Source organism: Novosphingobium sp. BF6 (genome assembly GCF_058273105.1).
The window spans coordinates 436,322-462,348 of the sequence record NZ_CM177776.1 but is presented as its reverse complement, the minus strand read 5'-3'; the positions used below and the strand labels follow the sequence as shown (position 1 = coordinate 462,348).

Genomic DNA, 26,027 nt, shown 5'->3' with positions numbered 1-26,027 from the left:
ACCCGTCTCGTTGGGAGTCAGAGCTGCGCCCGTGCCGCTCACTCGGCCTGTCCCTGAGGCTGCGGCGCAGCGCGGCGCGCGGCTTCTTCCTCGACCAGCTCCTTCTTGGAGAGCTTGCCGACCAGCGTCTTGGGCAGGCTGTCGCGGAATTCGATCTTGCTCGGCATTTCGATCTTGTTGAGCCGCTCCTTGAGGAAGGCCATCAATGTATCTTCGTCCAGAACGTCCCCCGGATGCAGCGCCACGAAGGCCTTGGGGGCCTGCCCGCGATAGGCGTCAGGCACACCGATCACGATCGCTTCGTGGACCATCGGATGCTCATAGAGCGCATCCTCGATCGTGCGCGGATAGACGTTGTACCCCCCGCACAGGATCATGTCCTTGATCCTGTCCACCAGGAACAGATAGCCGTCCTCGTCGAGATAGCCAACGTCTCCGGTGCGCAAGGCGCCGTAGATGAAGGTCTTTTCGGATTCCTCCGGGCGGTTCCAGTAGCCGGACATGACTTGGGGGCCGCGCGCGCAGACTTCGCCGCGCTCGCCCTGGGCCATGACCTTGTGGGGATTGTCGGGGTCGCGGATCTCCAGCACCGTGCCGGGGAAGGCGGGGCCGCAGGAATTGCTCTTCACTTCGCCTTCCAGCGGATTGCAGGCGATGATCGGCGAGGCTTCGGACAGGCCGTAGCCCTCGACCACCTTGACGCCGGTGCGTTGCTCGAACTTCTGGCGCACTTCCAGCGGCAGCGGCGCGCCTCCCGAGATGCAGACGCGCACGTGGTCGAACTCTCCGTGCAGGTCCTTGTTGTTGAGCGCGGTATAAAGCGTCGGCACGCCGAAGAACTGCGTCGGCTTCGTGCGCTTGGCGGTGGCCAGGAACGACTTCATCTCGAAGCGCGGCAGCAGGATCATCTCGGCGGCAGTATCCACCGAATAGTTCAGCACGGTGGTCAGCGCGAAGACATGGAACAGCGGCAGCACGCCGAGGGTGCGCTCCTGCTGTTCGGGCATGTGGCCGACATGGGCGATCATCTGCGCCGAATTCGCGGCGAGGTTGGCATGGCTGAGCATCGCGCCTTTGGGCACGCCGGTGGTGCCGCCGGTATATTGCAGCACCGCGAGGTCCGACGGCGAGCGCTCGACCGGATCGGGATCGGCGTCGCGGGCGATCAGGTCGGCATAGCGCAGGAAGCGCAAGTCGTGCGGCTCGTGCGCGATGTCCTTGCGCTTGAGCAGGCGATAGGCGCGGCCCTTGAGTTTGGGCAGGGCGTCGGCGATCGGGCAGACCACCACGCGGCGCAGCGAGCCCTTCCCAACCAGCGGCTCGATCTTGGGCAGCGAGAGCGCCAGATCGGAAGCGACCATGAATTCGGCGCCCGAATCGTCGACCAGATGCGCCATCTCACGCTCGGTGTAGAGCGGATTGAAATTCACCACGATTCCGCCGATGCGCAGGATCGCGAAGTAGCAGATCACGTAATAGGGCGTGTTGGGGAGGCACAGGCCCACCCGCGTCCCCCGCTTGACGCCGAGGTCCTGGAACCCCCGCGCCGCACGGCGGGACAGCTCGCCGATCTCCCTGTAGGTCCACTTGCGGCCCATGAAGTCGATCGCCGGCCAGACGCCGTGGGCTTCCACGGCATGGTCGAGCAGGTCGGTGAGCAACCGCGGCGCGATCGGCGGCATCTCTTCCGGGTGTTGGGAGGAGGTTTCCGGGGCGGAGTGACCGCCGATCGTCGCCGCGGCGCCCATCAGAAGGCTACCCGCGCGCCGAGCGAGAACACCAGCGCCGAAGCGTCGGTCAGACGGCCGTCGGTGAGGATCGGCGTTTGTGCGGCGGTGCCTGCGTAGGCGGCGGTCACGCGGTCGATCGTGGTGTCCTTGAAGGTGATGTACGAGGCGGCCGCGTCGATCGCGATCTTCTCGCTCATGTTGTAGGTGGTGCCGGCCGAGAAGTTCCAGCGGTTGCTGTCCGGCACGCGGGCGTCGCGGTCGCCGTTCTGGGTCGGGGTCTCGCCGTATTGGATACCGCTGCGTACCGTCCACTTCGGGTTGACGTCGTAGTCGATACCGAAGGCGTAGGAGAAGCCGTCCTTGTAGTTCTCGGGGATCGACTGGTTGATCGGGGCGCCGAGGTCGATCGTGTCGAACTTGCTCCAGCCATAGGCCACGACCTGGGCGTTCAGCGTCAGCTGCTTGGTCGCCTTGATGCGGCCCGACATGATCGCCTGCCACGGCGTGGTGAATTCGGCGGTGGCGTCGAGCGTGCGGTTCTGCGCGGCGAGCGGGCCGAGCAGGCCGTCGACGGTCAGCGTGCCCTTGAGCTTGTGCTTCACGGCCGACTTGTAGGCAACGCCGATCGAGGCCGGGCCGTTGTGATACTGGGCACCGACCGACCAGCCCACATCCCAGCCGTTACCCTTGAGGTTCTGATGGCCGTCGGCCAGCAGCGGCGAGAGGTTTGGCAGGTAATTGCCGAGAGCGGCATCGACGTATTCCACATTGGCGGCGGCGCCGACATAGAAGCCCTCGAAGGGCTGGAAAGCGACGCTCGGTTGGATGTCGATGGTGCGCAGCTTGGTCTTGTCGGCCGAATAGCGCGCCCAGCTGTCGGAACTGTAGTTGGTGGTGAAGGAATAGGGCGAGGTGACGGTCAGGCCGAATGCGAACTTGCCGGTACCGTAGGCGATCGAGCCGGAGGGCAGGACGCCCTTGTTGATCGGATTCCTGGCAACGCCGTTGCCGCCGACCGGAGCCGGAGCCTGGCCAGGGCGGAGGATCACGGTGCCGTCGTCGACGACTTTGCCGCGCGGGATGATGACGCTGGCGTGGATCGAGGCCTGTCCGCCTTCGAGGCCGCCGATCGCAGCCGGGTTCCACCAGAGCGAATCGACGCCGGTATCGGCGGCTTCGCCCGAGAAAGCGCGTCCTTGCGCGCGTACAGACTGTTCCTGAAGATAGAAGGCCTGGGCATGAGCCGAACCGGCGAAGCCGAGCACGATGGCCGATGCGGTGCCCGCGAGAAGAATGCGGCCCGAATTGCGTTTCATATCCTTGAACTCCCTAAGTCTCTTATGCCCTGAACCTTTGTCGTCTTCCCGGTGCGCCTCAGGGGATGCGCGTCCAGGTCTGGGTCTTGCACAAGGGCCAGACGATGCACCCCTTGAGTTTGAGGCTGTCGGCCCCGGCAGGCGTTATCGTCGCCTTGTAGGTGCCGCCGTCCTCAGGGTTGTAGATCTGTCCTTCGACCCATTCGTTCCCTTTGGCCTTGAAACCGCCGACAATTTGCAAACCTTTAATCTTGCGGGTGCGCTTGGTGGTGTCCTTGTTGTTCGCATCGCGCAGGTCGGGATTGGCCTTGAGACCGTCCGAATCGACGAGCCGTCCGCACAGCGATTCGCCGCAGCGGCTGAGTTCGACGACACCGTGCTTCGAAGGCGTGCGCCATTTGCCGACGACTGCGTCATTGCCCGCCGCAAAGGCCGGATTCAGGCCAAGGAACAAGGGTGCTGCACCGGCAACCATTGCCAACCCCATGCGTTTCCAATTTTTCATGAGCGACCTCTCCATCGTCTCTCCAATCGGACATCTTCTCACCGGCGGGACGGGGCCCTTAGGTGGGATGCTGAATTCTCGTAACCCAAAAATTGCTTGACGTATAGGGAAAGAATTGCACCCTTAGGGAAGACGACGACGCAGCTTCGGGAAAAGCCCAAGGCGCGTCCGCCCACGGAGAGAGTGCATGCAAAGTGTCGTGATCGCGGGTTATGCCCGCTCGCCCTTCCATCTGGCGAACAAGGGTGCTCTTGCCCGCGTCCGTCCCGACGATCTTGCCGCGCAAGTGATTCGCGGCCTCATCACCAAGACCGGCGTCGAAGCGGCCGATATCGAAGACGTCGTCGTCGGCTGTGCGTTCCCGGAAGGCGAGCAGGGCTTCAATATCGCGCGCCTCGTCGGCCTGCTGGCGGACCTGCCGATCTCGGTTGGCGGCATGACCGTGAACCGTTTCTGCGGCTCCTCGATGAGTTCGATCCACTACGCCATGGGCCAGATCGCCATCGGCGCGGGGGAAGTCTTCGTCTGCGCGGGCGTCGAATCGATGAGCCGCGTGCCGATGATGGGCTTCAACCCGCTGCCGAACCCGGAATTGGCCAAGCGCAGCGCCGCCTACATGTCGATGGGCGAAACCGCCGAGAACGTCGCCACCAATTACCAGATTTCGCGCGCCGACCAGGAAGCGCTTGCCGTCTCCAGCCAGCAGAAAGCCTCGGCCGCCCGTGACGCCGGCAAGCTGACCGACGAGATCGTGCCGATCCAGACCAAGGCCGGCCTCGTGAGCGAAGACGGCACCATCCGCGGCGAAACCACCGCGGAGGGCCTTGCCGGCCTGAAGCCCGCGTTCGACGCGGCCGGTTCGGTTACCGCCGGCACCTCCTCGCCGCTGACCGATGGCGCCAGCGCCGTACTCGTCACCACCGAGGAATATGCCCGCGCCCACGGGTTGCCGATCCTCGCCCGCATCAAGTCGGTGGCGATTTCGGGCTGCGCGCCGGAAACCATGGGCCTTGGCCCGATCCTTTCCAGCCAGAAGGCGCTTGAGCGCGCAGGCATCGCTGCCGGCGATCTCGACGTGGTGGAACTGAACGAAGCCTTCGCTTCGCAGGCGCTGGCCTGCATCAAGGACCTCGGCCTCGATGTGGCCAAGGTGAATATCGACGGCGGCGCGATCGCCATCGGTCACCCGCTGGGCGCCACCGGCGCGCGCATCGTCGGCAAGGCGGCCTCGCTGCTGAAGCGCGAAGGCGGCAAGTATGCGCTCGCCAGCCAGTGCATCGGCGGCGGTCAGGGCATCGCGACGATCCTGGAGTCGGTGGAATGAGCGACAACACCATTAAAAAGGTCTGCGTGATCGGCGCCGGTACCATGGGTGCCGGGATCGCCGCTCAGGTCGCCAATGCCGGCGTGCCGGTGCTGCTGCTCGACATCGTGCCCAAGGACGCCACCAATCGTAACGTGGTGGCCGAAGGCGCAGTGGCGAAGATGCTCAAGACTGAGCCTGCGCCGTTCATGAGCAAGTCGGCCGCCAAGCTGGTCGAGACCGGCAACATCGAAGACCACCTCGACAAGGTCGCCGAGTGCGACTGGGTGATCGAGGCGGTGATAGAGCGTCTGGACATCAAGCAGGGCCTCTACGCCAAGCTGGAAGCGGTGAAGCGCGACGGCACCGCCGTTTCGTCGAACACTTCGACGATCCCGCTCGCCAATCTGGTCGAGGGGCGTTCGGACGCGTTCAAGCGCGACTTCCTGATCACGCACTTCTTCAACCCGCCGCGCTATATGCGCCTGCTGGAGATCGTCACCGGTCCGGCGACCGACGGGGCCGTTGCCGCCAAGGTCGAGCAGTTCGCCGACATTTCGCTGGGCAAGACGGTGGTCACCGCCAAGGATACGCCGGGCTTCATCGCCAACCGTATCGGCACCTACTGGATCCAGCTTGGCCTAAACGCCGCGTTCGACATGGGGATCACCGTCGAACTGGCCGACGCCATTGCCGGTAAGCCGATGGGCGTGCCCAAGACCGGCATCTTCGGCCTTGTCGATCTGGTCGGCATCGATCTGATGCCGCACTTGCAGGCCAGCCTCACCTCGACGCTGCCGGCTGGCGACCTCTATCACGGCATCGCCCGCGACATTCCGCTGATCAACAAGATGATCGGTGAGGGCTACACCGGCCGCAAGGGCAAGGGCGGTTTCTACCGCCTCAACAAGGAAGCTGGTCGCCGCAAGGAAACCATCGACCTCCAGACCGGCGAATACCGTCCGACCCTCACCGCACAGGGCCCGCGCGGCGCCGCTGCCAAGGGCGACCTCAAGGCACTGGTCGAAAGCAAGGGCGACATTGGCGCCTACGCTTGGGCCGTGCTTGGTGCCACGCTGGCCTATGCCGCCAGCCTCGTGCCGTCGGCTGCCGATGACGTGGTTGCCGTCGATGATGCGATGAAGCTGGGCTACAACTGGAAGGCCGGCCCGTTCGAGATGATCGACAAGCTGGGCGCCAAGTACCTTGCCGAACGCCTGGCCGCCGAAGGCAAGGCCGTGCCGGAAATCCTGACCGTGGCGGGAGACCGCACGTTCTACCGGATCGAGAACGGCAAGCGCCAGTTCCTCGGCCTTGATGGCGAATATCGCGACATCGTCCGCCCCGAAGGCGTGATGCGCCTTGCCGACGTGAAGCTTTCGTCCAAGCCGATCCTCAAGAACGCCTCGGCGGCGCTCTGGGACATTGGCGACGGCGTCGTCTGCCTCGAATTCACCGGCAAGATGAACGCGCTCGACGGCGAAGTCATGAAGCTGATCGGGCAGGCCATCCCGCTGGTGGCGGCGCAGTACAAGGCGCTCGTCGTCTACAATGATGCCGATACCTTCTCGGCCGGTGCCAACCTTGGCCTCGCACTCTTCGCGGTGAACATCGCAGCTTGGGGTGAGATCGAGAAGCTCGTTGCCGGTGGCCAGCTCGCCTACAAGGGCCTGAAGTACGCTCCGTTCCCCGTCGTCGGCGCGCCCGCCGGCATGGCGCTGGGCGGCGGCTGTGAGATCCTGCTCCACTGCGACGCGATTCAGGCCCATGCCGAACTCTACTGCGGCCTTGTGGAATGCGGCGTCGGCCTCGTTCCGGGCTGGGGCGGCAATGGCGAGATGATCGACCGCTGGCGCAATGCTCCGGGTATGCCCAAGGGGCCGATGCCGGCGGTAGCCAAGGTGTTCGAGATGGTCTCGACCGCGCAAGTCTCCAAGTCTGCCCAGCAGGCGCGCGAGATGATGATCCTGCGCAAGGATGACGGCATCTCGATGAACCGTGATCGCCTGCTCTACGACGCCAAGCAGAAGGCGCTGTCGCTGGTCGAAGGCTACACCCCGCCCGAAGCGCCCGAGTTCAAGCTGCCGGGTGCCGGTGGCCGCACCGCGCTTGGCCTTGCGGTGGAAGGCTTCCACAAGCGCGGCATGGCGACCGACTACGACGTGGTCGTCTCCGGCGTGCTGGCCGATGTGCTGACAGGCGGCGACGAGTTCGATCTCGTCGACACGGTGAGCGAGGGCGAACTGCTCAAGCTGGAACGCGATGCCTTCATGGGCCGTCTGCGCGACGACCGCTCGGTCGCCCGCGTCGAGCACATGCTCGAAACCGGCAAGCCCCTGCGGAACTGATGTTACGTAACTGATAAGGTATGAATGCGCGCCCGTCGGTGATCCGGCGCGGCGCGCGAGGAGAGTGACATGCAAGTCTACGAAGCGCCCCTGCGCGACATGAAGTTCGTGCTCCACGAACTCCACACCGATGACGGCTTCGGCAATCTCGAAGCCCTGGCCGAATTCACCCCCGACCTTGTCGACGCGGTGCTGGAAGAGGCTGCCAAGGTGGCGCAGGAAGTCCTGCTGCCGCTGAACCGCAGCGGCGACATCGAGGGGTGCACGCTGGAAAACGGCGTGGTCCGCACCCCAAAGGGCTTCAAGGAAGCCTACGACATGTTCCGCGAAGGCGGCTGGTGCGCGCTGGCGTCCGATCCCGAATGGGGCGGTCAGGGCCTGCCCGAAGCGCTGAACAAGCTGACCGAGGAGATGATCTGCTCCTCGAACCTGTCCTTCAGCCTCTATCCCGGCCTCACCCACGGCGCGACCACCGCGATCGAGGGCTATGCCAGCGACGCGCTGAAGCAGGCCTACCTGCCCAAGATGGTCGAGGGCACCTGGTCCGGCACGATGTGCCTTACCGAACCGCATTGCGGCACCGACCTCGGCATGCTGCGCACCAAGGCGGTGCCTCAAGGCGATGACAGCTACAAGATCTCCGGCGCCAAGATCTTCATTTCGGCGGGCGAGCACGACCTGACCGAGAACATCATCCACCTCGTCCTCGCGCGGCTTCCCGATGCGCCGGAAGGTGTGAAGGGCATCAGCCTGTTCCTGGTGCCGAAGTACCTGCCCAAGGAAGACGGCACGCCCGGCCCGTCCAACGGCGTTTCGGTGGCTGCGATCGAGCACAAGATGGGCCTCAAGGCCTCCGCCACCTGCCAGCTCAATTTCGACGATTCGGTCGGCTGGCTGGTCGGCACCGCGAACAAGGGCATGGAAGCCATGTTCAAGATGATGAACACCGAACGCGTTTCGGTGGGCATCCAGGGCCTTGGCGTGGGTGAAGCCGCCTATCAGTCCGCCGTGTGGTACGCCAAGGAGCGCGTGCAGGGCCGCTCGCTTTCGGGCGTGAAGAACCCCAAGGGGCCGGCCGATCCGATCATCGTCCACCCCGACGTGCGCCGCATGCTCATGACCGCGCGTGCTTATAACGAAGGCAGCCGCGCTGTCGGCGCCTGGGTCAGCCGCGCGCTCGATGCCGAAAAGCATGCGACCGATCCGGCCGTGAAGGCCCGCGCGGAAGACTTCATCGCGCTGATGACCCCGGTGGTGAAGGCGCTCTTCACCGACTGCGGTTATGAAAGCGCGAACCTGGCCGTGCAGGTCTACGGTGGCCACGGCTACATCGCCGAAAGCGGCGTGGAACAGTTCGTGCGCGATGCCCGCATCGCCATGATCTACGAAGGCACCAACGGCATTCAGGCGCTCGACCTTGTCGGCCGCAAGATGCCCGCGCATGCCGGTCGTTACCTGCGCTCGTTCTTCCACCCCGTCTCGGACTTCATCGAGGCGAACAAGGCGGACGAGACTTTCGGCAAGATGATCGAGGGGCTGGAAAAGGCCTTCGGCGCGCTCCAGCTTTCGACCGGCACGATTGCCCAGAAGGGCATGAAGGATCCAGAAGAAGCTGGCGCAGCCGCGACCGACTATCTGCGCCTGCTGGGTCTTGTCGCCATGGGCTACACCTTTGCCAAGGCGGCGCTGATCGCCAAGGCCAAGCTGGACGAAGGCGCCGAGGACGCGGCGTTCTACACCGCCAAGATCGGCACCGCGCGGTTCTTCTTCGACCGTCTGCTGCCGCAGGCGACTGCTGCGTTCCTGGCGATCAAGTCGGGCAAGGCCTCGATGATGGCGCTGGACGTCGACATGTTCTGAAGCCCTGCTTCAGACGCTTGATGGACGGGGGCGGGTGCCGGGCGCCTGCCCCCGTTCTCGTATCAGGCTGCCCCGGCCCATACCGCCCAGCCCACCAGCCATGCCACGACGACGCAGGCGATCAGCCGCCAGACCGGCGCCTTTACCAAACCGTCTGCGCTGACCGGAAGCGGCTTCGATCCGGTAATCATCGGTGCGATCAGGTTCTCTCGCTTGATGACACGGTAGTAGACGATCGCCGCAAGGTGCAGCGCGATCATCGCAAGGATCAGGTAGAACACCACGCCGTGCAGGTCCGTCGCGCGACCGGCCGTCGTCGAGGAGACGAGGTGGTTGAGCGGCCCGGTGGTGCCGTCGTCCGGATCGCCCGCGACAAGCCCGAGGGCGATTTGCAGCGCCATCAGGCCGAGTAGCGCGACTACGCTCCAGCCGCCTGCCGGATTGTGGCCGACCGAGGGTTCCTCGCCAGGCGACCGCAAATGCGCGAAGACTGCGCCCGGTCCCCGCACGAAGGACGAGAACCGCGCGGTCGAACCGCCCACGAAACCCCAGAGCACGCGGATCACCAGCAATTGCATCAGCACCGTGCCGATGCTGGTGTGCCAGCCCATCTCGCCGTTTTCGGCCGTCCACCAGAGCGCCGGGATCAGCGCCGCGAAGCTCCAGTGGATCACGCGGACCGGCCAGTCCCACAACGGGGTGCGGACGATTTCCGCACCCGGCCGGGAATTCACTGCTTCTTCTCGCGGAAAGTGTCGTGGCAACCCTTGCAGGCGCCGCCGATCTCGCCCATCGCTGCGGTCGCGGCTTTGGCGTCCTTGGCATCGGCGGCCGTCTTCAGCGCACCGGCGGCGGTGGCGAGCTTGTCGGCGGCGGTCTTGAACTCGGCGGGCTTTTCCCAGATCGCGGGGAGCGCCTCGGTCTTCTCGCCCGATTCCTTGCCGCTGCCCTTGGGGAAGAGGCCGGGGATCTTCCCGGCGTCGGTCTGGATCGAGGTTGCCGCCGCAGCAACGGCGGCGAAGTCGGGCGTTCCCGCTTCCAGCGCCGATTTGGCGGCCTTGTTCGCCTTGCCGATCGCCTTGAAATTGGCCTTGCGTGCTTCGATCGTCCCGGCAACGTCCACTGTCTCGCCAGAGGCGTTCGTGGCCGTTGCGGCGGGTTCGGAGCCCTTGCAGCCGCTCATGGCGGCGGCGAGGGCGATGGCGGTCAGGGTGGTCGTCAGGATGGTCTTCAATGCCATGTCGCTGCTCCTGGCAGTTATCTTGCGAGCGGGAGGCCGTCCATTTTGCCCGTCGGCCTTGTTCCCAAGCGCTTGATAACCGCTGTTGTTGCCATGCAGCGAATGGTTTTTGATGCTTACCCGAAAACCAACCCGTCCATCAGCTTGCGCGCGGTGCGAAGGAGGGCGGCGCTCTTGACGGCGCCGCCCTCGTCCGTGTCGAGGACACAAGACATCTCGCCGGTCGGATGTTCGACCGACAGCGTCTTGCGGCGACCCTCGGGGATTTGGGCGACTTCGGCGGCGGGCGAGCCTTCGATCAGGCAGGCCGTTGCCACCGAGACCGCGCCGAGCACGCCGATCGTGGCATGGGCGCGGTGGGGAATGAAGCTGCGCACGGTCACCGCGCCGCCGTTACGGGGCGGGGCGACGAGCATCATCTTGGGAACCGACTTGTCCTTGACGTCGCCCAGGTTCATCCGCTCGCCCACAGCGAGGCGGATGGCCTCGATCTTCGCCTTGAGTTCGGTGTTGGCATCCAGGCTTTCGCGGTCCTCGTAGCCGGTGACGCCGACGTCCTCGGCCTTCATGACGACGCAGGGCATGCCGTTGTCGATCAGGGTCACGCGCACGCCGTTCACTTCGTCAACCGGGTTGCCGCTGGGCAGCAGCGAACCGCAGGAGGAACCGGCGGTGTCGCGGAATTCCAGCGGGATCGGGGCATGGGTGCCGGGGACGCCGTCGATCGCGGCCTCGCCCTTGTAGGAGACCGTTCCGCCCGGCGTCTGTACGGTGGCGACGGCGACCTGGCCGGTGTTTTCCATGAAGATGGCCACCGGGGTTTCGTCGCCCTTGGCCGCGATCAGCCCGCGCTCGATGGCGAAGGGGCCGATCCCGGCCAGGATATTGCCGCAGTTCTGCTGGTCGCTGACGAGCGCCTGGTCGACGAAGACCTGAAGGAACAGGTAGTCGACATCGATGCCCTCACGCTCGGACTTGGCTACGACCGCGACCTTGCTGGTCAGCGGGTCGGCGCCGCCCATGCCGTCGATCTGGCGCGGATCGGGAGAGCCCATGATGGAAAGCAGGAAGGCATCGCGCGCGGCGGTATCGGCTGGAAGGTCGTCTTTGAGGAAATAGCCGCCCTTGGAAGTGCCGCCGCGCATCCACATGCAGCGTACGCCGTTCTGGTTCGCGTCGGTGGCACTCATTGCAATTCTCCTTTTCCCGCACCGTTCGTCCTGGCGCAGCGCCTGCAAAGGGGGAAAGAGAAACTTTGGAACTGCCATAGGATTTGGCTAAGAGTGATTCCATGGACATCTGGAATTTCAACCTCCGGCACTTGCGCGCGGTCGCCAAGATCGCCGAACTGGGGACGGTGAACGCGGCGGCTCTGGCCGTAAACCTCAGTCAGCCTGCGATAACACAGGCGTTGGGTCGCCTTGAGGCGATGATCGGCCTTCCGCTGTTCGAGCGGCGCCATGATGGCATGATCCCCACGCGTGCCGGAGAGATCCTGGCACCCCGCATCCGCGCGGCGCTCGCTCATATCCAGAGCCCGCACGTCACCATGTCGCGCCTGCGCGCACTGCTCGCGCTGGCCGAGACGGGCAGCTATGCCGGAGCGGGGCAGGAGACCGGGTTGTCGCTCCCCTCGATCCACCGCGCGGTCAACGATCTGGCGCTGGCGCTGCGCCGTCCGCTGGTGGCGCGGCAGGGCAAGTTCGTCATCACCACCGAGGCGGGGGGACAGCTCGCCCGCGAGTTCCGCCTTGCGAAAGTCGAACTGGAGGCGGGGCTTTCCGAGGTCGAAGCGCTGCGCGGGCTGGAGACCCGGCGCATCGCCATCGGCGCCATGCCGCTCTCCCGCGCGCGCATCCTCCCTGCTGCCGTGGCACGGTTCCTGTCGCGGCGGCCCAAAGTGAAGCTTACGATCGTCGAGGGATCGCGTGCGGAGCTGGTCGAGCCGCTGCGCAACGGCACGCTCGACCTCATGGTCGGCGCCTTGCGCGAGCCGCTGGTGGAAGGCGACCTGATCCAGCACCCCCTCTTCGAGGATCGTCCGGCGGTCTATGGCCGCAAGGGGCATCCGCTGGAAGGTACGGGTCCCGGCGCTGCCGACGTGGCGCGCTACCCGTTCACTTTGCCGCCGCGCGGTACGCCGCTGCGCGACAGTTTCGAGCGCTATTTTCTTTCCCACGATGTGCCGCTTCCGGAAGTGCCGGTCGAATCGGGTTCGGTCATGATGATCCGGCAGGTGATGATGGGCGGCGATTTTCTCACTGTGCTGTCGCCCGATCAGGTTACGGTCGAAGTCGAGGCGGGATGGCTATCCGAACTGTCGCGGCTGCCAGCGGAATTTACCCGCCATATCGGCATGACGACCCGCGCTTCGCTGCGCCCGACCGAAGTGCAGAGCGAATTCTTCGCCGACCTCGAATGGGCTGCGGGGGAGGTTTCTCGATAATTGCGCCTTGACGGGCGTCTAAACGGCTTTCTCGTGTGTTTCTCCATCCTGAAACACGTTCGGGACGGCGGATGTCTGGCGGGAAGTGATCGATCCGCTCATTACGCGAAGCTTATAGCTTCCGGGCGGTTCCAATTGGCCGATTTCGGGCAATCGGGGCAGACTGGCAATATGAACAGGTCTATTGCCCTTATCGGGTTCGGAGAGGCCGGATCGACGTTTGCGGGAGCTGGGGACTGGGCCGGACAGGCTCGTGCCTTCGACATCCTTCCCGAACGCCGTGACGTCATGACCGAACTCGGCATCACCGTTTGCGACAGCGCGGAGCAGGCCCTTTCCGGTGCCTCGCTGGTGCTCTCGCTCGTTACCGCAGATGCCGCGCCGCTGGTGGCGGAGGCCGTCGCGCCGCTCTTGGGCGAGGGCGCGCTGTTCTGCGACATGAATTCGGTGGCGCCCGGCACCAAGCGGGCGGCGGCCAAGGCCATTGCCACCGGCAGGGGGCGTTACGTCGATGTCGCCGTGCTCGCCCCGGTGAACCCGGCGCGGATGAAGGTTCCGCTGCTGGTCTCCGGCCCCGATGCCACGGAGGCCGAAGCGGCGCTGACGGCGGTGGGCTTCACCAATGTCCGCACGGTGGGTGCCGATGTCGGCCGGGCCTCGGCGATCAAGCTGGTGCGTTCGGTCATGGTCAAGGGGCTTGAGGCGCTGACCGCCGAGATGATGATGGCGGCCCATGCCGAAGGCGTGGCGGACGAAGTGTTGTCCTCGCTCGACGCCAGCGAGAAGACCATTCCCTGGGCAAGCCGCGCGGACTACAATCTCGACCGTATGCTGGTCCACGGCCGCCGCCGCGCCGCCGAGATGGACGAGGCTGCGGAAATGCTGCGTTCGCTGGGCATTCCGCCGCTCATGACCGAAAATACCGTCGCCTGGCAGCAGGCGCTGGGTGCGCTGGGCATTGCGCCGCCGCCCGAAGGATTCGAAGCCAAGCTTGCGGCAGCCGTCGCGGCGGGCGTACTCAAGGGAGAGAATTGAGCATGTCGCTCATCATCGACTGTCACGGACATTATACCGTCCTGCCCAAGGCGCATGACGCCTGGCGCGAGGCGCAGATCGCCGCGTTCAAGGCCGGCGAAGCCGCGCCGCCCTATCCGGAAATCTCGGACGCCGAGATCCGCCAGACCATCGAGGACAACCAGCTTCGCCTCATCAAGGAGCGCGGCGCCGACCTTACCGTGTTCAGCCCGCGCGCCAGCGCCATGGCGCACCACGTCGGCGATCAGGCCATGTCCGAGGCATGGGCAGTCCACTGCAACAATCTTATCGCCCGCGTGGTGAACATGTTCCCCGAGACGTTCGTGGGCGTGTGCATGCTGCCGCAGAGCCCCAAGGCGGATCTTACCGCCTCGGTGAAGGAACTGCGCCGCTGCGTCGAGGAACTGGGCTTCATCGGCTGCAACCTCAACCCCGATCCGGGCGGCGGCCACTTCGAGCATCCGCCGCTGACCGACGAATACTGGTTCCCGATCTACGAGGCGATGAGCGAGCTGGACGTTCCGGCGATGATCCACGTTTCGGGTTCGTGCAACCCGGCGATGCATGCCACCGGCGGCTTCTACATCGCGGCGGACACCGTGGCCTTCATGCAGCTGATGCAGGGCGACCTCTTCGCGAAGTTCCCCAAGCTGCGCTTCATCATCCCGCACGGCGGCGGCGCGGTGCCGTACCACTGGGGCCGTTATCGCGGTCTGGCGGACATGCTGAAGAAGCCTTCGCTCGACGAATACATCATGAACAACGTGTTCTTCGACACTTGCGTCTACCACCAGCCGGGCGTGAACCTGCTGGCCGACGTGATCGACAACAAGAACATCCTGTTCGGCTCCGAAATGGTCGGCGCGGTGCGCGGGATCGACCCGCAGACCGGCTTCTACTTCGACGACACCAAGCGCTATGTCGATGCGCTCGACATCTCCGATGAGGAGCGCCACGCGATCTTCGAAGGCAACGTGCGCAAGGTCTTCCCGCGCCTTGACGCCAAGCTCAAGGAACGTGGCCTGTGACGAACAAGAATCCTTGCGAGAACGCGGGCGGTCCGATCGACATCCACGCCTATCTCGGTGAGTTCGACGATATTCCGGGTACGCGCGTCTACACCGCGCAGCGTGCGCGTCAGGGGTATCACCTGAACCAGTTCGCGATGAGCCTGATGAAGGCGGAAAACCGCGAGCGCTGGAAGGCGGACGAGCGCGCCTATCTCGACGAATGGCCGATGACCGAGGACCAGAAGCAGGGCGTGCTCGCCCGCGACTACAACCGCCTGCTCGATCTGGGCGGCAACATCTATTTCCTCGCCAAGGTCTTCTCGACCGACGGTCTGAGCTTCCTTCAGGCCGTCTCGACGATGACCGGCATGAAACTGGAAGACTATCAGGCGATGATGATCGCCGGGGGCCGCTCGCCCGAGGGCCAGCGCTCCATCAAGGAGCACCGCTAAGATGGCCCGCATTACGCACGGCATCGCCTGTAGCCATATCCCGGCGCTCGGCGTCGCGTCGGACTTCGACAAATGGGAAGATCCCTACTGGAAGCCGATCCAGGAAGGCTTCGCGCCCACCCAGAAGTGGGAAGCGGAGAACCTGCCGGACGTCGTGATCCTGGTCTACAACGACCACGCCTCGGCCTTCGACATGAAGATCATCCCGACTTTCGCGATCGGCTGCGGCGAAAGCTACAAGCCGGCGGACGAGGGCTGGGGTCCGCGTGAAGTGCCCGACGTGGAAGGCCATCCGGACCTTGCCTGGCACATCGCGCAGAGCCTGATCCTCGACGAGTTCGACATGACCATCATCAACGAGATGGATGTCGATCACGGCCTTACCGTTCCGCTGTCGATGGTGTTCGGCAAGCCGGCAAAGTGGCCGGTCAAGGTGATCCCGCTGGCGGTCAACGTCGTCACGTATCCGCCGCCGTCGGGCAACCGCTGCTGGGCGCTGGGCGAGGCGATCGCGCGCGCCGTGGAAAGCTTCCCGGAAGACCTCAACGTCCAGGTCTGGGGCACCGGCGGCATGAGCCACCAGCTTCAGGGCCCGCGCGCGGGCCTGATCAATGCCGAGTGGGACAACATGTTCCTCGACAAGCTTTCGGGCGATACGCAGGAACTGCGGTGCATTCCGCATATCGAATACCTGCGCGAAACCGGCAGCGAGGGCATCGAGATGGTCATGTGGCTGATCATGCGCGGTGCGCTGGGCAAGGAAACCCGCGAGCTGCTGCGCTTCTACCACGTGCCCGCCAGCAACACGGCGGTCGGCCATATCGTGCTGGAGCCGGTGAACGGCGACGTGCCGCCCTCGGCCACCGTCGAAGGCGCGGCCACTCAAGAACAGATCATCTGATCGATTCCGCGTGCCGGTGGTTGACGCCGGCACGCCCTTTGTCTTTGACAGACACCCAAGGAGATTCCCATGCGTATTGCCCTCGTAGGCGCCGGCGCTTTCGGTGAAAAGCACCTCGACGGCCTCAAGAACATCGACGGCGTAGAGATCGCCTCGGTCATCAGCCGCTCGGCCGAGCAGGCTGCCGAAGTCGCCGCCAAGTACGGCGCGCCGCACTCCGGCACCGATCTGGCAGAAGTTCTGGCCATGCCCGACGTCGATGCCGTGATCCTCTGCACCCCCACGCAGATGCATGCCGAACAGGCCATCGCCTGCATGAACGCGGGCAAGCACGTTCAGGTCGAGATTCCGCTGTCGGACACCTGGGCCGATGCCGAAGCCGTGGTGGCGAAGCAGCAGGAAACGGGCCTGGTCTGCATGGTCGGCCACACCCGCCGCTTCAATCCTTCGCACCAGTACGTGCACAACAAGATCACGGCGGGTGAGTTCAACGTCCAGCAGATGGACGTGCAGACCTACTTCTTCCGCCGCAAGAACATGAACGCCAAGGGCCAGCCGCGCTCGTGGACGGATCACCTGCTGTGGCACCACGCCGCGCACACGATCGACCTCTTCGCCTATCAGTCGGGCAAGATCGTCGCCGCCAACGTGCTGCAGGGTCCGAAGCACCCGGAACTGGGCATCGCCATGGACATGTCGATCCAGCTCAAGGCTGAGACCGGCGCGATCTGCACGCTCTCGCTCTCGTTCAACAACAACGGCCCGCTCGGCACCTTCTTCCGCTACATCGGCGATAGCGAGACCTACATCGCGCGGTACGACGATCTGGTGAACGGCCGTGAAGAGCCGATCGACCTCACCGGCGTCACCGTGTCGAACAACGGTATCGAGCTGCAGGACCGCGAATTCGTCGCCGCCATCCGCGAAGGGCGTGAGCCCAACTCGTCGGTCGGCAAGGTGCTCGATTGCTACCGCGTGATCGGCGAGCTGGCGCAGAGCCTCGAAGCGCAGGACGGCTGGTCCTGATGACGAAACGCCTCCTCGCGGGCCGTCCGGTCCACTCCGTCGGTCTCGGCTGCATGAATGTGGCCTGGGCCTACGGCAATCCGCCGTCTCGCGAGGAGGCGGTCGCGCTCTTCCGCCACGCCCTGGATGCGGGCTGCGATCACTTCGACACCGCCAACATCTATGGCATGGGTCTCAGCGAAGAGATCCTGAACGAAGCGATCATGGACCGGCGGGACGAATTCCTGCTGGCCTCCAAGACCGGCATCCTGATCGACGGCGCCCGCCGCGGGATCGACTGTGCGCCGGACAGCATCACCGCTTCGCTCGATGCCAGCCTGAAGCGGCTCGGCACCGATCACATCGATCTGTTCTACATGCACCGCTTCGATCCGAAAGTGCCGATTGCCGACTCGGTGGGCGCCATGGTGCGCGCGATCGAGGCAGGCAAGATCGGCGCCTATGGCGTGTCCGAATGGTCTGCCGCGCATATCCGCGAGGCCCATGCGGTCCATCCGGTGGCGGCGGTGCAGACCGAATATTCGCTCTGGACGCGCAATGTCGAACTCGGCGTGCTGGACGCCACGCGAGACCTCGGGATCGCGCTCGTCGCCTTCTCACCGGTCGCGCGCGGGGCGCTGGGCGGTGAGCTGACCGATGTGGGCACTCTCACCGAGAAGGACCTGCGCCGCAATTTCCCGCGCTTCGTGGGCGATAACTGGACGCACAACCTCGCGCTGATCGAGGCATTCAACGCGCTGGCCGCATCCGTGCAGGCGACCCCGGCGCAGCTGGCGCTGGCTTGGGTCCTTGCGCAGGACGAGCATGTCCATGCCATTCCGGGGACCCGCTCGATCCCGCACTTCGACCAGAATCATGCGGCCGCCGCGCTGGAAATCGATGCGGCCGTTCTGGAGAAGGCAGGCGAACTGATGAACCAGCAGACCATCGCCGGCCATCGCTACCCGGACACCATCAAGCCCACCATCGATACCGAGGACTACGCCTGACCGGCCACCTTCCTGACGGAACATAGCTGCTCCGGGACGGTTCTGACGGCATGGACGATGCCGCCACGACCGCCCCGGAAACCGACGACGACCGCGACCTCTCGCACGAGGATCCGGAGCGCCGGAAATCCGACCGCGAGATCGAGCGGGACGAATCCGGTCTGACCGGCCACGAACGGGGCCAGATCAAGGACAATCTGCGGCTTTCGGCAATCACCGTCTTTTCGGTGATCCGGCGCGAGGGCGAGGAGGAACTTCACCGCCCCGCCATGTCGCTCTGGTGGTCCGGCATCGCCGCCGGCATCGGCATTTCCACCTCGGTCTTCGCGCAGGGCCTGCTCCACCAGTCATTCGCGGACCATCCCCAGCGCGAACTCATTTCCGCGTTCGGCTATGCCATGGGTTTCGTGCTGGTGGTGCTATCACGGCTGCAACTCTTCACCGAGAACACGCTGACGGCGGTGTTGCCGCTGCTCGCCGGCCCCAATGCGGAGCGGCTCTGGCGTACGGCAAGGCTCTGGTCGATCGTGCTGGCGGCCAACCTCCTTGGCACATTCCTGACCGCGCTGCTGATCGACATCTTCGCCGAGCCCGCTCATCCCACGCTGGCCGGAATGCTCGATGTGTCGCGCAAGGCCGCGCAGACCAGCGGCGGCGTCGCGCTGCTGGACGGCATTCCGGCGGGGTTCTTCATCGCCGCATTCGTGTGGATGCTGCCCAGTTCCAAGGGTTTCGAGATATTCGTCGTCGGCCTGTTCGCGTGGCTGATCGCAGCGGGCGGCTTCGCCCATGTCGTCGCCGGATCGACCGAAATGTTCCTCCTCGTGCTTCACGGCGAGATGCCGGTCCTCGATGCCTTTGCGCTGCATCTGGCGCCGACGCTGGTGGGCAACGTGATCGGCGGCACCGGCCTTTTCGCGCTCCTCGCCTTCGCTCAGATCAAGGCCGAGATTTGACGGCCGGATGGGTGACCTTGCCCGAGATGAAGGCTAGAGCGGCAGGATGAACGGTTCAGAGACGATCACGGTCCGGCGCAATGCCTATGGCTCCGATACCGGCGGGGAGGAGGCTTTCGTCATTCCGGTGGAGGCGCCCATCGCCATCGAGACCAACGGCATCGCCTATGCCGTGATGATGGCGACTCCCATCGATATCGAGGACTTCGTGAGCGGCTTCCTCATGGCCGAGGGCCTCGCTGCGGCGCATGAAGTCGGTGAAGTGGCGGTGCACCGGGTCGAGAACGGCGATTGGGGCACCGGCTACGTCGCCCGCGTGAACCTGCCGCCCGAACGCCTCGGCGCGATCGTCGAGCGGGCGCGCCGCCGCGTTGGGGACAGTTCCTGCGGCATCTGCGGTATCGAGGGCGTGGAAGCGGCATTGCGGCCCTTGCCCGCGCTGGTCCGCGACAGCGCGGCCACCCCGCAGGCGATCCGTCGCGGCCTCGATGCCTTGCGGGCGGCGCAGAAGCTCGGCCGCGAGACCCGCGCCACCCATGCAGCGGCTTTTTGCAACGAAGCGGGGCAATTGCTGACGGTGCGCGAGGACGTGGGGCGACACAACGCGCTCGACAAGCTGGTCGGCGCGCTCGCCCGTGCGGAAATCGATCCGGGGCAGGGCTTCATCATCGTCACCTCCCGCTGTTCCTACGAATTGGTCGAGAAGACGGCGCGCGCCGGTTGCCCCTTGCTGGTGGCGATCTCGGCTCCGACCGACCTTGCCGTCTGCCGGGCGCGGGCGGTGGGTCTCAGGCTCTGCTTCGTGGCGCGGGACGATACGATGCTCATGGCGGCAGGCCGCCAGGAGAACGACGAAAGTGCCACTGCGCTCGTCGAACCGTAAAGCGATGCGATCCTGTTTCGCTTGCAGTATTCTCCGGCAAACCTAGATTTGCAGGCTAAGACACCACTTCTTGAAGGACGGGGATTTTCTTCGATGGCCACCATGACCGATCAGGCAACAGCAGGCGAGTTGAAGCTGACGCCCCCCGATCCCGTGCCGGTGGTCCAGCCCGAGAAGGCGGCCGGCCTCGTGCCGGTGGGTGACGAGCAGAAGTCCAAGCTGCAAGTGCGCGTCGACGAATTCGTCGAGGATCTCGTCTCTCAGGACGTGAACTCGCCCGAATTCGGCCGCCGCGTCGACCAGATCACCAGCATGGGCCGCAAGGAAATCTCGGAGGCTTCGGGCCAGTCCAACCGCTTCCTCGACCGCCCGGTGCGGGCGATGGACAAGGACGCCGGCGTCGGCGCCGACCTTGCCGAACTGCGCCGCACCGTGGAAGACCTTGACCCCTCCACCAAGGGCGATCTGCTGTCGCGCCGCAAGATCTTCGGGATCATCCCGATGGGCAACAAGCTGCGCAATTATTTCGACGGCTACCAGAGCGCGCAGGGCCATATCAGCGCGATCCTCGCCCGCCTGCAGGGCGGCAAGGACGAACTGCTGATGGACAATGCCTCGATCGACGTGGAGCGCCAGAACCTCTGGGCGGCCATGGGCAAGCTCGAACAGATGATCTTCATGTCGAAGGCGCTGGACGAGACGCTGGAGCAGAAGGCCAACGACCTCGATCATACCGACCCCGCCAAGGCCAAGGCCGTGCGCGAATCTGCGCTGTTCTACGTGCGCCAGCGCACGCAGGACCTGCTGACGCAGATGGCGGTTTCGGTGCAGGGCTACCTCGCGCTCGATCTGGTCAAGAAGAACAACGTCGAACTGATCAAGGGCGTCGATCGCGCCTCCACCACCACGGTCGGCGCGCTGCGCACGGCGGTCACGGTGGCGCAGGCGATGGCCAACCAGAAGCTGGTGCTGGACCAGATCACCGCGCTCAACACCACCACAGCGCGGATCATCGACGGCACCGGCCAGATGCTCAAGGACAATACCGCCCGCATTCACGAGCAGGCGGCGAACTCCACGATTCCGCTGGAAACCCTCAGCCGCGCCTTCCAGAACATCTACGACACGATGGATTCGATCGACACCTTCAAGATGCAGGCGCTCGATTCGATGAAGCAGACGCTGCAGTCGCTGGAGGGCGAGGTTACCAAGTCCAAGGCCTATATCGCCCGCGCGCAGGGGCAGGCCGAAGGCGCTGCCGCACTGGGCGATACCAAGGCCGGAAAGGCTCTGCTGGAGGCGCTGGACTGAGCCTGATAGATTAGCACGATGTCCGAACCAACTTCGAAAGGTCTTGGCTCGCGCGCCGTCTCGACGCGCAATGCCATGAACCAGGAAATCATCCGTGCTGCTCGCCGCCAGCGGGCCGCACGGCTCTACAACGCGCGCAAGGAACGCTGGGCGTTCCGCTGGCGTCGCATCCGGCGGGCGTTTCTGGCCGTGGCCGGCATTTTCATCGTCGCGCTGACGGCGGGGTTGATCCTCGGCGGGCTGTCCTTCGTGACTACGGTGCTGACGACGCTGCTGGCTTTCGTGGTGTTCTGCGTGCTCTCCATCTACCCCTCGAGCCCGCGCCTGGGCGTCGGGGACCTTGGCAGTTCGACCCTGCCGGAACTGGCGGGAACGACCGAAATCTGGCTTGAAAGCCGTCGCCGCGCACTGCCCAGCGCTGCTGTGGACGCGGTGGACATGATCGGCGTCCGTCTCGAACAGATCGCCCCGCAATTGGCCTCGCTTCAGGAAAACGGTCCCGCCGCTTATGAAGTGCGCAAGCTGCTGTCGGAGCATCTGCCCTCGCTGGTGGACAGCTACACCCGCATTCCGGCGGAACTGCGCAACAAGCCCCACGCGGGCGGCGCCACCCCGTCCGAGCAACTGGTCGAAGGGCTGGGGGTGATCGCAGGGCAAATCGAGGCGATGAGCCTCGACCTTTCGCGGGGAGACCTTGACGCGCTGGCCACGCGCGGGCGCTTCCTCGAAGCCAAGTACATCGATTCCCGCGACGATGCTTGAACTGCTGACCCGCGCGGGAAGCCTGCCGTTCTCGGTCGCGCTGGCGCTGATGCTGATGTTTGCGCTGCTGCAGATCGTCGGCGCGGGGGACTTCCTTGGCGGTGATGCGGATGTCGATGTCGACGGACATGGCGGTATCGACGCGGGCCTGCTGTCGGTGTTGGGCATCGGCCGGGTGCCGTTCCTGATGTGGCTGATGGTGCTGCTGACCGTGTTCGGGCTGGTGGGCATCTCCGCGCAGGAACTGCTGCTGGCGCTGACGGGGCATACCTGGAGCGCATGGCTGGTCGCGCCTACCGTCGGCCTTGCCGCGTTGCCGATCACCGGAGCCTTGTCGCGCGGGCTGGGGTGGATCATCCCGCAGGACGAGACGACGGCCATCGACGTGTCGATGCTGGTGGGGCGCGAGGCGGAAATCCTCGTCGGCACCGCCACGACGGGCAATCCGGCGCGGGGGCGGGTGTTCGACCATTACGGACAGGCGCACAATGTCATGGTCGAGCCGGATATGACCGATCAGCGCTTCGTGCAGGGTGAAAAGGTCCTGCTGGTCAGGCGCGAGGGCGATATGTTCAAGGCCATCGCGCGCGGCGATCACTATCTGCCGCGTCTCGATTGAGATGCGGGCCACGTGACTCGTGACAAAGGCGGTTAACGCTTTGAAATCGCCAGTGCCCGGTTCGGTTTTCATGGGAGTGCGCGGCCCCGTCTGCTAATTACTCCGACAGGTTTCAATGCGCTGTGCTTGGCGGGAACGTACACGGCGCCTGGGGGAGTATTGTCCAATGAACGACCTTGTCGGCATCGCCATTCTGGCCGGCATTGCCCTTGTCCTGTTCCTGGCGCTGGGGCTCATGCTGGCGCGGCTCTACAAGCGTGCCTCCAAGGAAATCGGTTTCGTGCGAACCGGCTTCGGCGGGGAACGGGTGGTGATGAACGGCGGCGCGCTGGTGCTGCCGGTGTTCCACGAGACGATGCCGGTCAACATGAACACCGTGCGCCTTGCGGTGGAGCGCAAGAACCAGGACGCACTGATCACGCTCGATCGTCTGCGCATCGACGTGAAGGCGGAATTCTACGTCCGCGTCCGTCCCGACGCCGGGGCCATCGCCATGGCCGCGCAGACGCTGGGCGCGCGGACCATGCACCCCGAAGCATTGAAGGAACTGGTCGAAGGCAAGTTCGTCGACGCGCTGCGCTCGGTCGCGGCGGGCATGACGATGAACCAGCTTCACGAGCAGCGCGCCGATTTCGTGCAGAAAGTGCAGCAGGTTTCCTCGTCAGACCTCGCGATGAACGGTCTGGAACTCGAATCGGTCTCGCTGACCGGGCTAGACCAGACCTCGATCGAGCACTTCAATGCCAACAATGCCTTCGATGCCGAGGGTCTGACCAAGCTGACCGAGCAGATCGAACTGCGCAAGAAGGCGCGCAACGACATCGAGCAGGACACCCGCGTCCAGATCGAGACGAAGAACCTCGAAGCCGAGCGCCAGTCGCTGTCGATCCAGCGCGACAATGAATTCGCCCGACTCGAACAGGAACGCGAGATCGAGATGCGCCGCGCCGAGCAGGCCGCCGAAGTCGCCCGCGAACAGGCGCTGCGCAGCCGCGAGGCGGAGGAAGCGCGGATCATCGCCAAACAGCAGGTCGACTCGCAGCAGATCGAGGCCGACCGCACCATCCAGCAGGCCAAGATCGCGCAGGCGCAGGCCGTCGAGCTGGCGCGTCAGGGCCAGCAGATCGCCATCCAGAACAAGAGCCGCGAGGAAAGCCAGGCCAAGGCCGAGGCAGACGAGGCCCGCGCCAAGGCCGTCGCCGCCGAGGAACAGGTTGCCACCAGCCGCGAGACCGAGATCGCCGAGCGTGCCAAGCGCATCGAACTGATCGAGGCGGCCAAGGAGGCCGAGCGTCAGGCCATCGCCATCAAGGTGCAGGCAGAGGCCGACAAGGAAGCCGCCGCCAACCGCGCCGAGGCCGTCCGGCTGGAAGCCGAGGGTGAGGCCGAGGCCGAGAAGCTGCGTGCCGAAGCCGCGCGCGTCCGCTTCGAGGTGGAAGCCGCCGGCCAGCGCGCCATCAACGAGGCGGCGAACCTGCTCTCCTCCGATCAGATTTCGCTGCAGATGAAGATGGCGCTGCTGAAAGTCCTGCCCGAAGTCGTGCGCGAGAGCGTGCGGCCGCTGGAGGCGATCGATTCGATCAAGATCGTGCAGGTGGACGGACTTACCCAGAAGGGCGGTTCGGCAAGTTCTGGCGGTGCGGTCGGCGGTTCGGGCAATCTTGCCAACGATGCTGTCAGCGCAGCGCTCGCCTACCGCGCGCAGGCGCCGGTGATCGACGGGCTGATGAAGGAACTCGGGCTGGATGGTGCCTCGCTCGCCAATCTGGTGCAGGGCGCGGTTCCGGTTCCGGCTGCTCCGGCGGCGACTGCCGCGGCCAATGACGAGGAGGCTCTGGCTGCCGAGTAACGTTGTCGATGGAGGGCGTAGACCGAAACGCCCTCCATCACGTGTTTTGACAAATTCGGGAGCGGGGTGGCCTTCTTTTCCATGTCGGGAGGGACGGTCAGAGGCCCAGTCTGCCCAAGATCCCGCCATCGACCTTGATATCGCATCCGCTGACATAGGAGGCGCCCGGTGAGCACAGGAATTCCGCGACCGAGGCGATTTCGTCGCCAAGGCCCAGGCGACCGAGCGGGGTCATGCCCATCATCTGGACCATCTGCTCGCTTGCCTTGGCTTCGGCCCGGCTCATTTCGGTGTCGATGAAGCCCGGTGCGATGGAGACGATGCGCAGACCGCGCGCGCCGAAGGCGGCGGCCTCGCGCCCGACCAGACCGATCACCCCGCGCTTCGACAGCGTATAGCCCATGCCCGGATTCGTGGCGAAGCGGTCCACGCCTTCGCGGCCCCTGCCGGAAACGAGGTCCTCGACGGCGGCGATCATGGCGGGGTCGGCAATGAGATAGGCCGACATCGACGAGACCAGCACGGCACAGCCGCCCGCCTCGAAACGGGGAAGCAGCGCCGCAACCAGCCTTTCGGTGGCGAAGTAGTTCACGTCGAGGATACGCGGCGCTTCGGCCATCGTCGGGGAGAGACCCGCAGTGTGGATCAGTGCGAAGAGCGCGGCATTGCCCAGGCAGTCCAGCAATTGCTGGGGAAACTCCGGTGCGGCGATGTCGCCAGCGAGCGTGGAGACCTGGGCGCCGCCTTCACGCAGTGCACCGGCCACCGCCTCGAGCCTTTCGGCATGCACGTCGCAGAGCAGCAGCGGGCGACCCTGCGCGGCGAAGCGGGCGGCGGCGGGGCGGCCCATGCCGCCGGCCGCTCCCGTGACAATGACGGTTGCGCTCATGACCTCTCCTAAAAGGCGCCGTGATCGGCTTTCCGGTGCAGTCGTAGCCGGGGCGCCGAGCCGCCGCTACCCGCGCGCGGATTCATCGCAGGGGGGGAACAGGACCGTACGCTTCAGGTCCCGACCCTAGCTGCTCGCGTCCTTCACCGTCTCCATTGCCACATATGTCGACGTGCTGGAGACATGCGGCAGGCTGGAGAGTTTCTCTCCCAGCACGGCCCGATAGCGGTGAATGTCGCGGGTGCGGACCTTGAGGAGATAGTCGAAATGGCTGGCGAGCATGTGGCACTCCTCCACTTCCGGAATGCGCTGGATCGCCGCGTTGAATTCGCGCAGCGCCTGTTCGCGGGTGTCCGAAAGTTTGACTTCGGTGAAGGCCACGTGGTCCAGCCCCAGCGCGACCGGATCGATGACGGCGCGAAAGCCCCGGATTACGCCGGATTGGGTCAGGCGGCGCAGGCGCACCTGACAGGGGGTTTTCGAAAGCCCGACGACTCGCGCAAGGTCCGTCACGCTCATCCGGCCGTCTTCGCGCAGCGCGGCGACGATCTTGCGGTCATAGTCGTCCAGAATGACCGGATCGGTGCGTTTTGCCAT

General features: G+C 65.1%; 24 protein-coding genes. 16 read left to right on the top strand and 8 right to left on the bottom strand.

All coding sequences use genetic code 11. The annotated features are described in order from the left end of the window. Window positions 1-38: 38 nt before the first annotated feature. Genes AC4D6D_RS17440 through AC4D6D_RS17430 form a run of 3 tightly spaced genes read right to left on the bottom strand, consistent with a single transcriptional unit; the run spans window position 39 to window position 3,551 of the window. Window positions 39-1,748, bottom strand: coding sequence for a long-chain-fatty-acid--CoA ligase (locus AC4D6D_RS17440; RefSeq protein WP_491328327.1), 1,710 nt, complete (start codon window positions 1,746-1,748; stop codon window positions 39-41). Further along, a complete protein-coding gene (locus AC4D6D_RS17435) occupies window positions 1,748-3,046 on the bottom strand; it encodes an OmpP1/FadL family transporter (protein WP_491328326.1) in 1,299 nt (432 codons plus the stop codon). The genes AC4D6D_RS17440 and AC4D6D_RS17435 overlap by 1 nt, the downstream gene beginning before the upstream one ends. A gap of 58 nt (window positions 3,047-3,104) precedes the next feature. Beyond that, window positions 3,105-3,551: a DUF2147 domain-containing protein gene (locus tag AC4D6D_RS17430; RefSeq protein ID WP_491328325.1), complete on the bottom strand. Its 447-nt coding sequence runs from the start codon at window positions 3,549-3,551 to the stop codon at window positions 3,105-3,107. A gap of 187 nt (window positions 3,552-3,738) precedes the next feature. On the opposite strand from AC4D6D_RS17430, the gene AC4D6D_RS17425 reads away from it, so the two are divergent. From AC4D6D_RS17425 to AC4D6D_RS17415, 3 genes are all read left to right on the top strand, one after another. Further along, complete coding sequence (locus tag AC4D6D_RS17425; RefSeq protein WP_491328324.1) at window positions 3,739-4,875, top strand: thiolase family protein; 1,137 nt, start codon at window positions 3,739-3,741, stop codon at window positions 4,873-4,875. Further along, on the top strand, window positions 4,872-7,202 hold the full coding sequence (locus AC4D6D_RS17420) for a 3-hydroxyacyl-CoA dehydrogenase/enoyl-CoA hydratase family protein (RefSeq protein ID WP_491328323.1): 2,331 nt from the start codon (window positions 4,872-4,874) through the stop codon (window positions 7,200-7,202). The genes AC4D6D_RS17425 and AC4D6D_RS17420 overlap by 4 nt, the downstream gene beginning before the upstream one ends. 69 nt (window positions 7,203-7,271) lie before the next feature. Further along, window positions 7,272-9,062, top strand: a complete 1,791-nt coding sequence (locus tag AC4D6D_RS17415) for an acyl-CoA dehydrogenase C-terminal domain-containing protein (protein ID WP_491328322.1) — start codon at window positions 7,272-7,274, stop codon at window positions 9,060-9,062. Between the two features lie 62 nt (window positions 9,063-9,124). Here AC4D6D_RS17415 and AC4D6D_RS17410 read toward each other — a convergent pair whose 3' ends face one another. The 3 genes from AC4D6D_RS17410 to AC4D6D_RS17400 form a co-directional block, all read right to left on the bottom strand. Then, window positions 9,125-9,796: a cytochrome b/b6 domain-containing protein gene (locus AC4D6D_RS17410; protein WP_491328321.1), complete on the bottom strand. Its 672-nt coding sequence runs from the start codon at window positions 9,794-9,796 to the stop codon at window positions 9,125-9,127. Continuing rightward, complete coding sequence (locus AC4D6D_RS17405; protein WP_491328320.1) at window positions 9,793-10,302, bottom strand: c-type cytochrome; 510 nt, start codon at window positions 10,300-10,302, stop codon at window positions 9,793-9,795. The genes AC4D6D_RS17410 and AC4D6D_RS17405 overlap by 4 nt, the downstream gene beginning before the upstream one ends. A 116-nt stretch (window positions 10,303-10,418) precedes the next feature. Further along, window positions 10,419-11,492, bottom strand: a complete 1,074-nt coding sequence (locus tag AC4D6D_RS17400; RefSeq protein ID WP_491328319.1) for a 4-oxalomesaconate tautomerase — start codon at window positions 11,490-11,492, stop codon at window positions 10,419-10,421. A gap of 101 nt (window positions 11,493-11,593) precedes the next feature. Between AC4D6D_RS17400 and AC4D6D_RS17395 the strand changes: the two genes are divergently transcribed. From AC4D6D_RS17395 to AC4D6D_RS17335, 13 genes are all read left to right on the top strand, one after another. After that, a complete protein-coding gene (locus tag AC4D6D_RS17395; protein ID WP_491328318.1) occupies window positions 11,594-12,748 on the top strand; it encodes a LysR substrate-binding domain-containing protein in 1,155 nt (384 codons plus the stop codon). A 171-nt stretch (window positions 12,749-12,919) separates the two neighbouring features. Further along, window positions 12,920-13,783 (top strand): NAD(P)-dependent oxidoreductase, encoded by an 864-nt coding sequence (locus tag AC4D6D_RS17390; RefSeq protein WP_491328317.1) that lies wholly within the window; start codon window positions 12,920-12,922, stop codon window positions 13,781-13,783. A 2-nt stretch (window positions 13,784-13,785) separates the two neighbouring features. Next, window positions 13,786-14,811, top strand: coding sequence for an amidohydrolase family protein (locus AC4D6D_RS17385; protein WP_491328316.1), 1,026 nt, complete (start codon window positions 13,786-13,788; stop codon window positions 14,809-14,811). Beyond that, window positions 14,808-15,245, top strand: a complete 438-nt coding sequence (gene ligA / locus AC4D6D_RS17380) for a protocatechuate 4,5-dioxygenase subunit alpha (protein ID WP_491328315.1) — start codon at window positions 14,808-14,810, stop codon at window positions 15,243-15,245. Before AC4D6D_RS17385 ends, ligA begins: the two co-directional genes overlap by 4 nt. Before the next feature lies 1 nt (window position 15,246). Next, window positions 15,247-16,146 (top strand): class III extradiol dioxygenase subunit beta, encoded by a 900-nt coding sequence (locus AC4D6D_RS17375; RefSeq protein WP_491328314.1) that lies wholly within the window; start codon window positions 15,247-15,249, stop codon window positions 16,144-16,146. Window positions 16,147-16,215: 69 nt separating this feature from the next. Continuing rightward, complete coding sequence (locus AC4D6D_RS17370; RefSeq protein ID WP_395327689.1) at window positions 16,216-17,172, top strand: Gfo/Idh/MocA family oxidoreductase; 957 nt, start codon at window positions 16,216-16,218, stop codon at window positions 17,170-17,172. Further along, window positions 17,172-18,161 carry an aldo/keto reductase gene (locus AC4D6D_RS17365; protein WP_491328313.1) on the top strand — a complete coding sequence of 330 codons (990 nt, stop codon included), beginning with the start codon at window positions 17,172-17,174 and terminating at the stop codon, window positions 18,159-18,161. The genes AC4D6D_RS17370 and AC4D6D_RS17365 overlap by 1 nt, the downstream gene beginning before the upstream one ends. A 50-nt stretch (window positions 18,162-18,211) precedes the next feature. Then, the gene (locus AC4D6D_RS17360; protein WP_491328312.1) at window positions 18,212-19,117 is read left to right on the top strand and encodes a formate/nitrite transporter family protein; all 906 of its coding nucleotides are present in this window, start codon (window positions 18,212-18,214) and stop codon (window positions 19,115-19,117) included. Window positions 19,118-19,163: 46 nt separating this feature from the next. After that, the gene (fdhD, locus tag AC4D6D_RS17355; RefSeq protein WP_491328311.1) at window positions 19,164-20,000 is read left to right on the top strand and encodes a formate dehydrogenase accessory sulfurtransferase FdhD; all 837 of its coding nucleotides are present in this window, start codon (window positions 19,164-19,166) and stop codon (window positions 19,998-20,000) included. Between the two features lie 93 nt (window positions 20,001-20,093). Next, complete coding sequence (locus AC4D6D_RS17350; protein ID WP_491328310.1) at window positions 20,094-21,311, top strand: toxic anion resistance protein; 1,218 nt, start codon at window positions 20,094-20,096, stop codon at window positions 21,309-21,311. Window positions 21,312-21,329: 18 nt separating this feature from the next. Beyond that, window positions 21,330-22,073, top strand: a complete 744-nt coding sequence (locus tag AC4D6D_RS17345) for a hypothetical protein (RefSeq protein WP_491328309.1) — start codon at window positions 21,330-21,332, stop codon at window positions 22,071-22,073. Further along, entirely contained in the window at window positions 22,066-22,692 is a 627-nt protein-coding gene (locus tag AC4D6D_RS17340) for a YqiJ family protein (RefSeq protein WP_491328308.1), read from the top strand. The genes AC4D6D_RS17345 and AC4D6D_RS17340 overlap by 8 nt, the downstream gene beginning before the upstream one ends. A 166-nt stretch (window positions 22,693-22,858) precedes the next feature. Further along, a complete protein-coding gene (locus AC4D6D_RS17335) occupies window positions 22,859-24,541 on the top strand; it encodes a flotillin family protein (protein WP_491328307.1) in 1,683 nt (560 codons plus the stop codon). A gap of 97 nt (window positions 24,542-24,638) precedes the next feature. Here AC4D6D_RS17335 and AC4D6D_RS17330 read toward each other — a convergent pair whose 3' ends face one another. Beyond that, window positions 24,639-25,430 (bottom strand): SDR family NAD(P)-dependent oxidoreductase, encoded by a 792-nt coding sequence (locus tag AC4D6D_RS17330; RefSeq protein ID WP_491328306.1) that lies wholly within the window; start codon window positions 25,428-25,430, stop codon window positions 24,639-24,641. 126 nt (window positions 25,431-25,556) lie between these two features. Beyond that, a complete protein-coding gene (locus AC4D6D_RS17325) occupies window positions 25,557-26,027 on the bottom strand; it encodes an Lrp/AsnC family transcriptional regulator (protein WP_147217918.1) in 471 nt (156 codons plus the stop codon).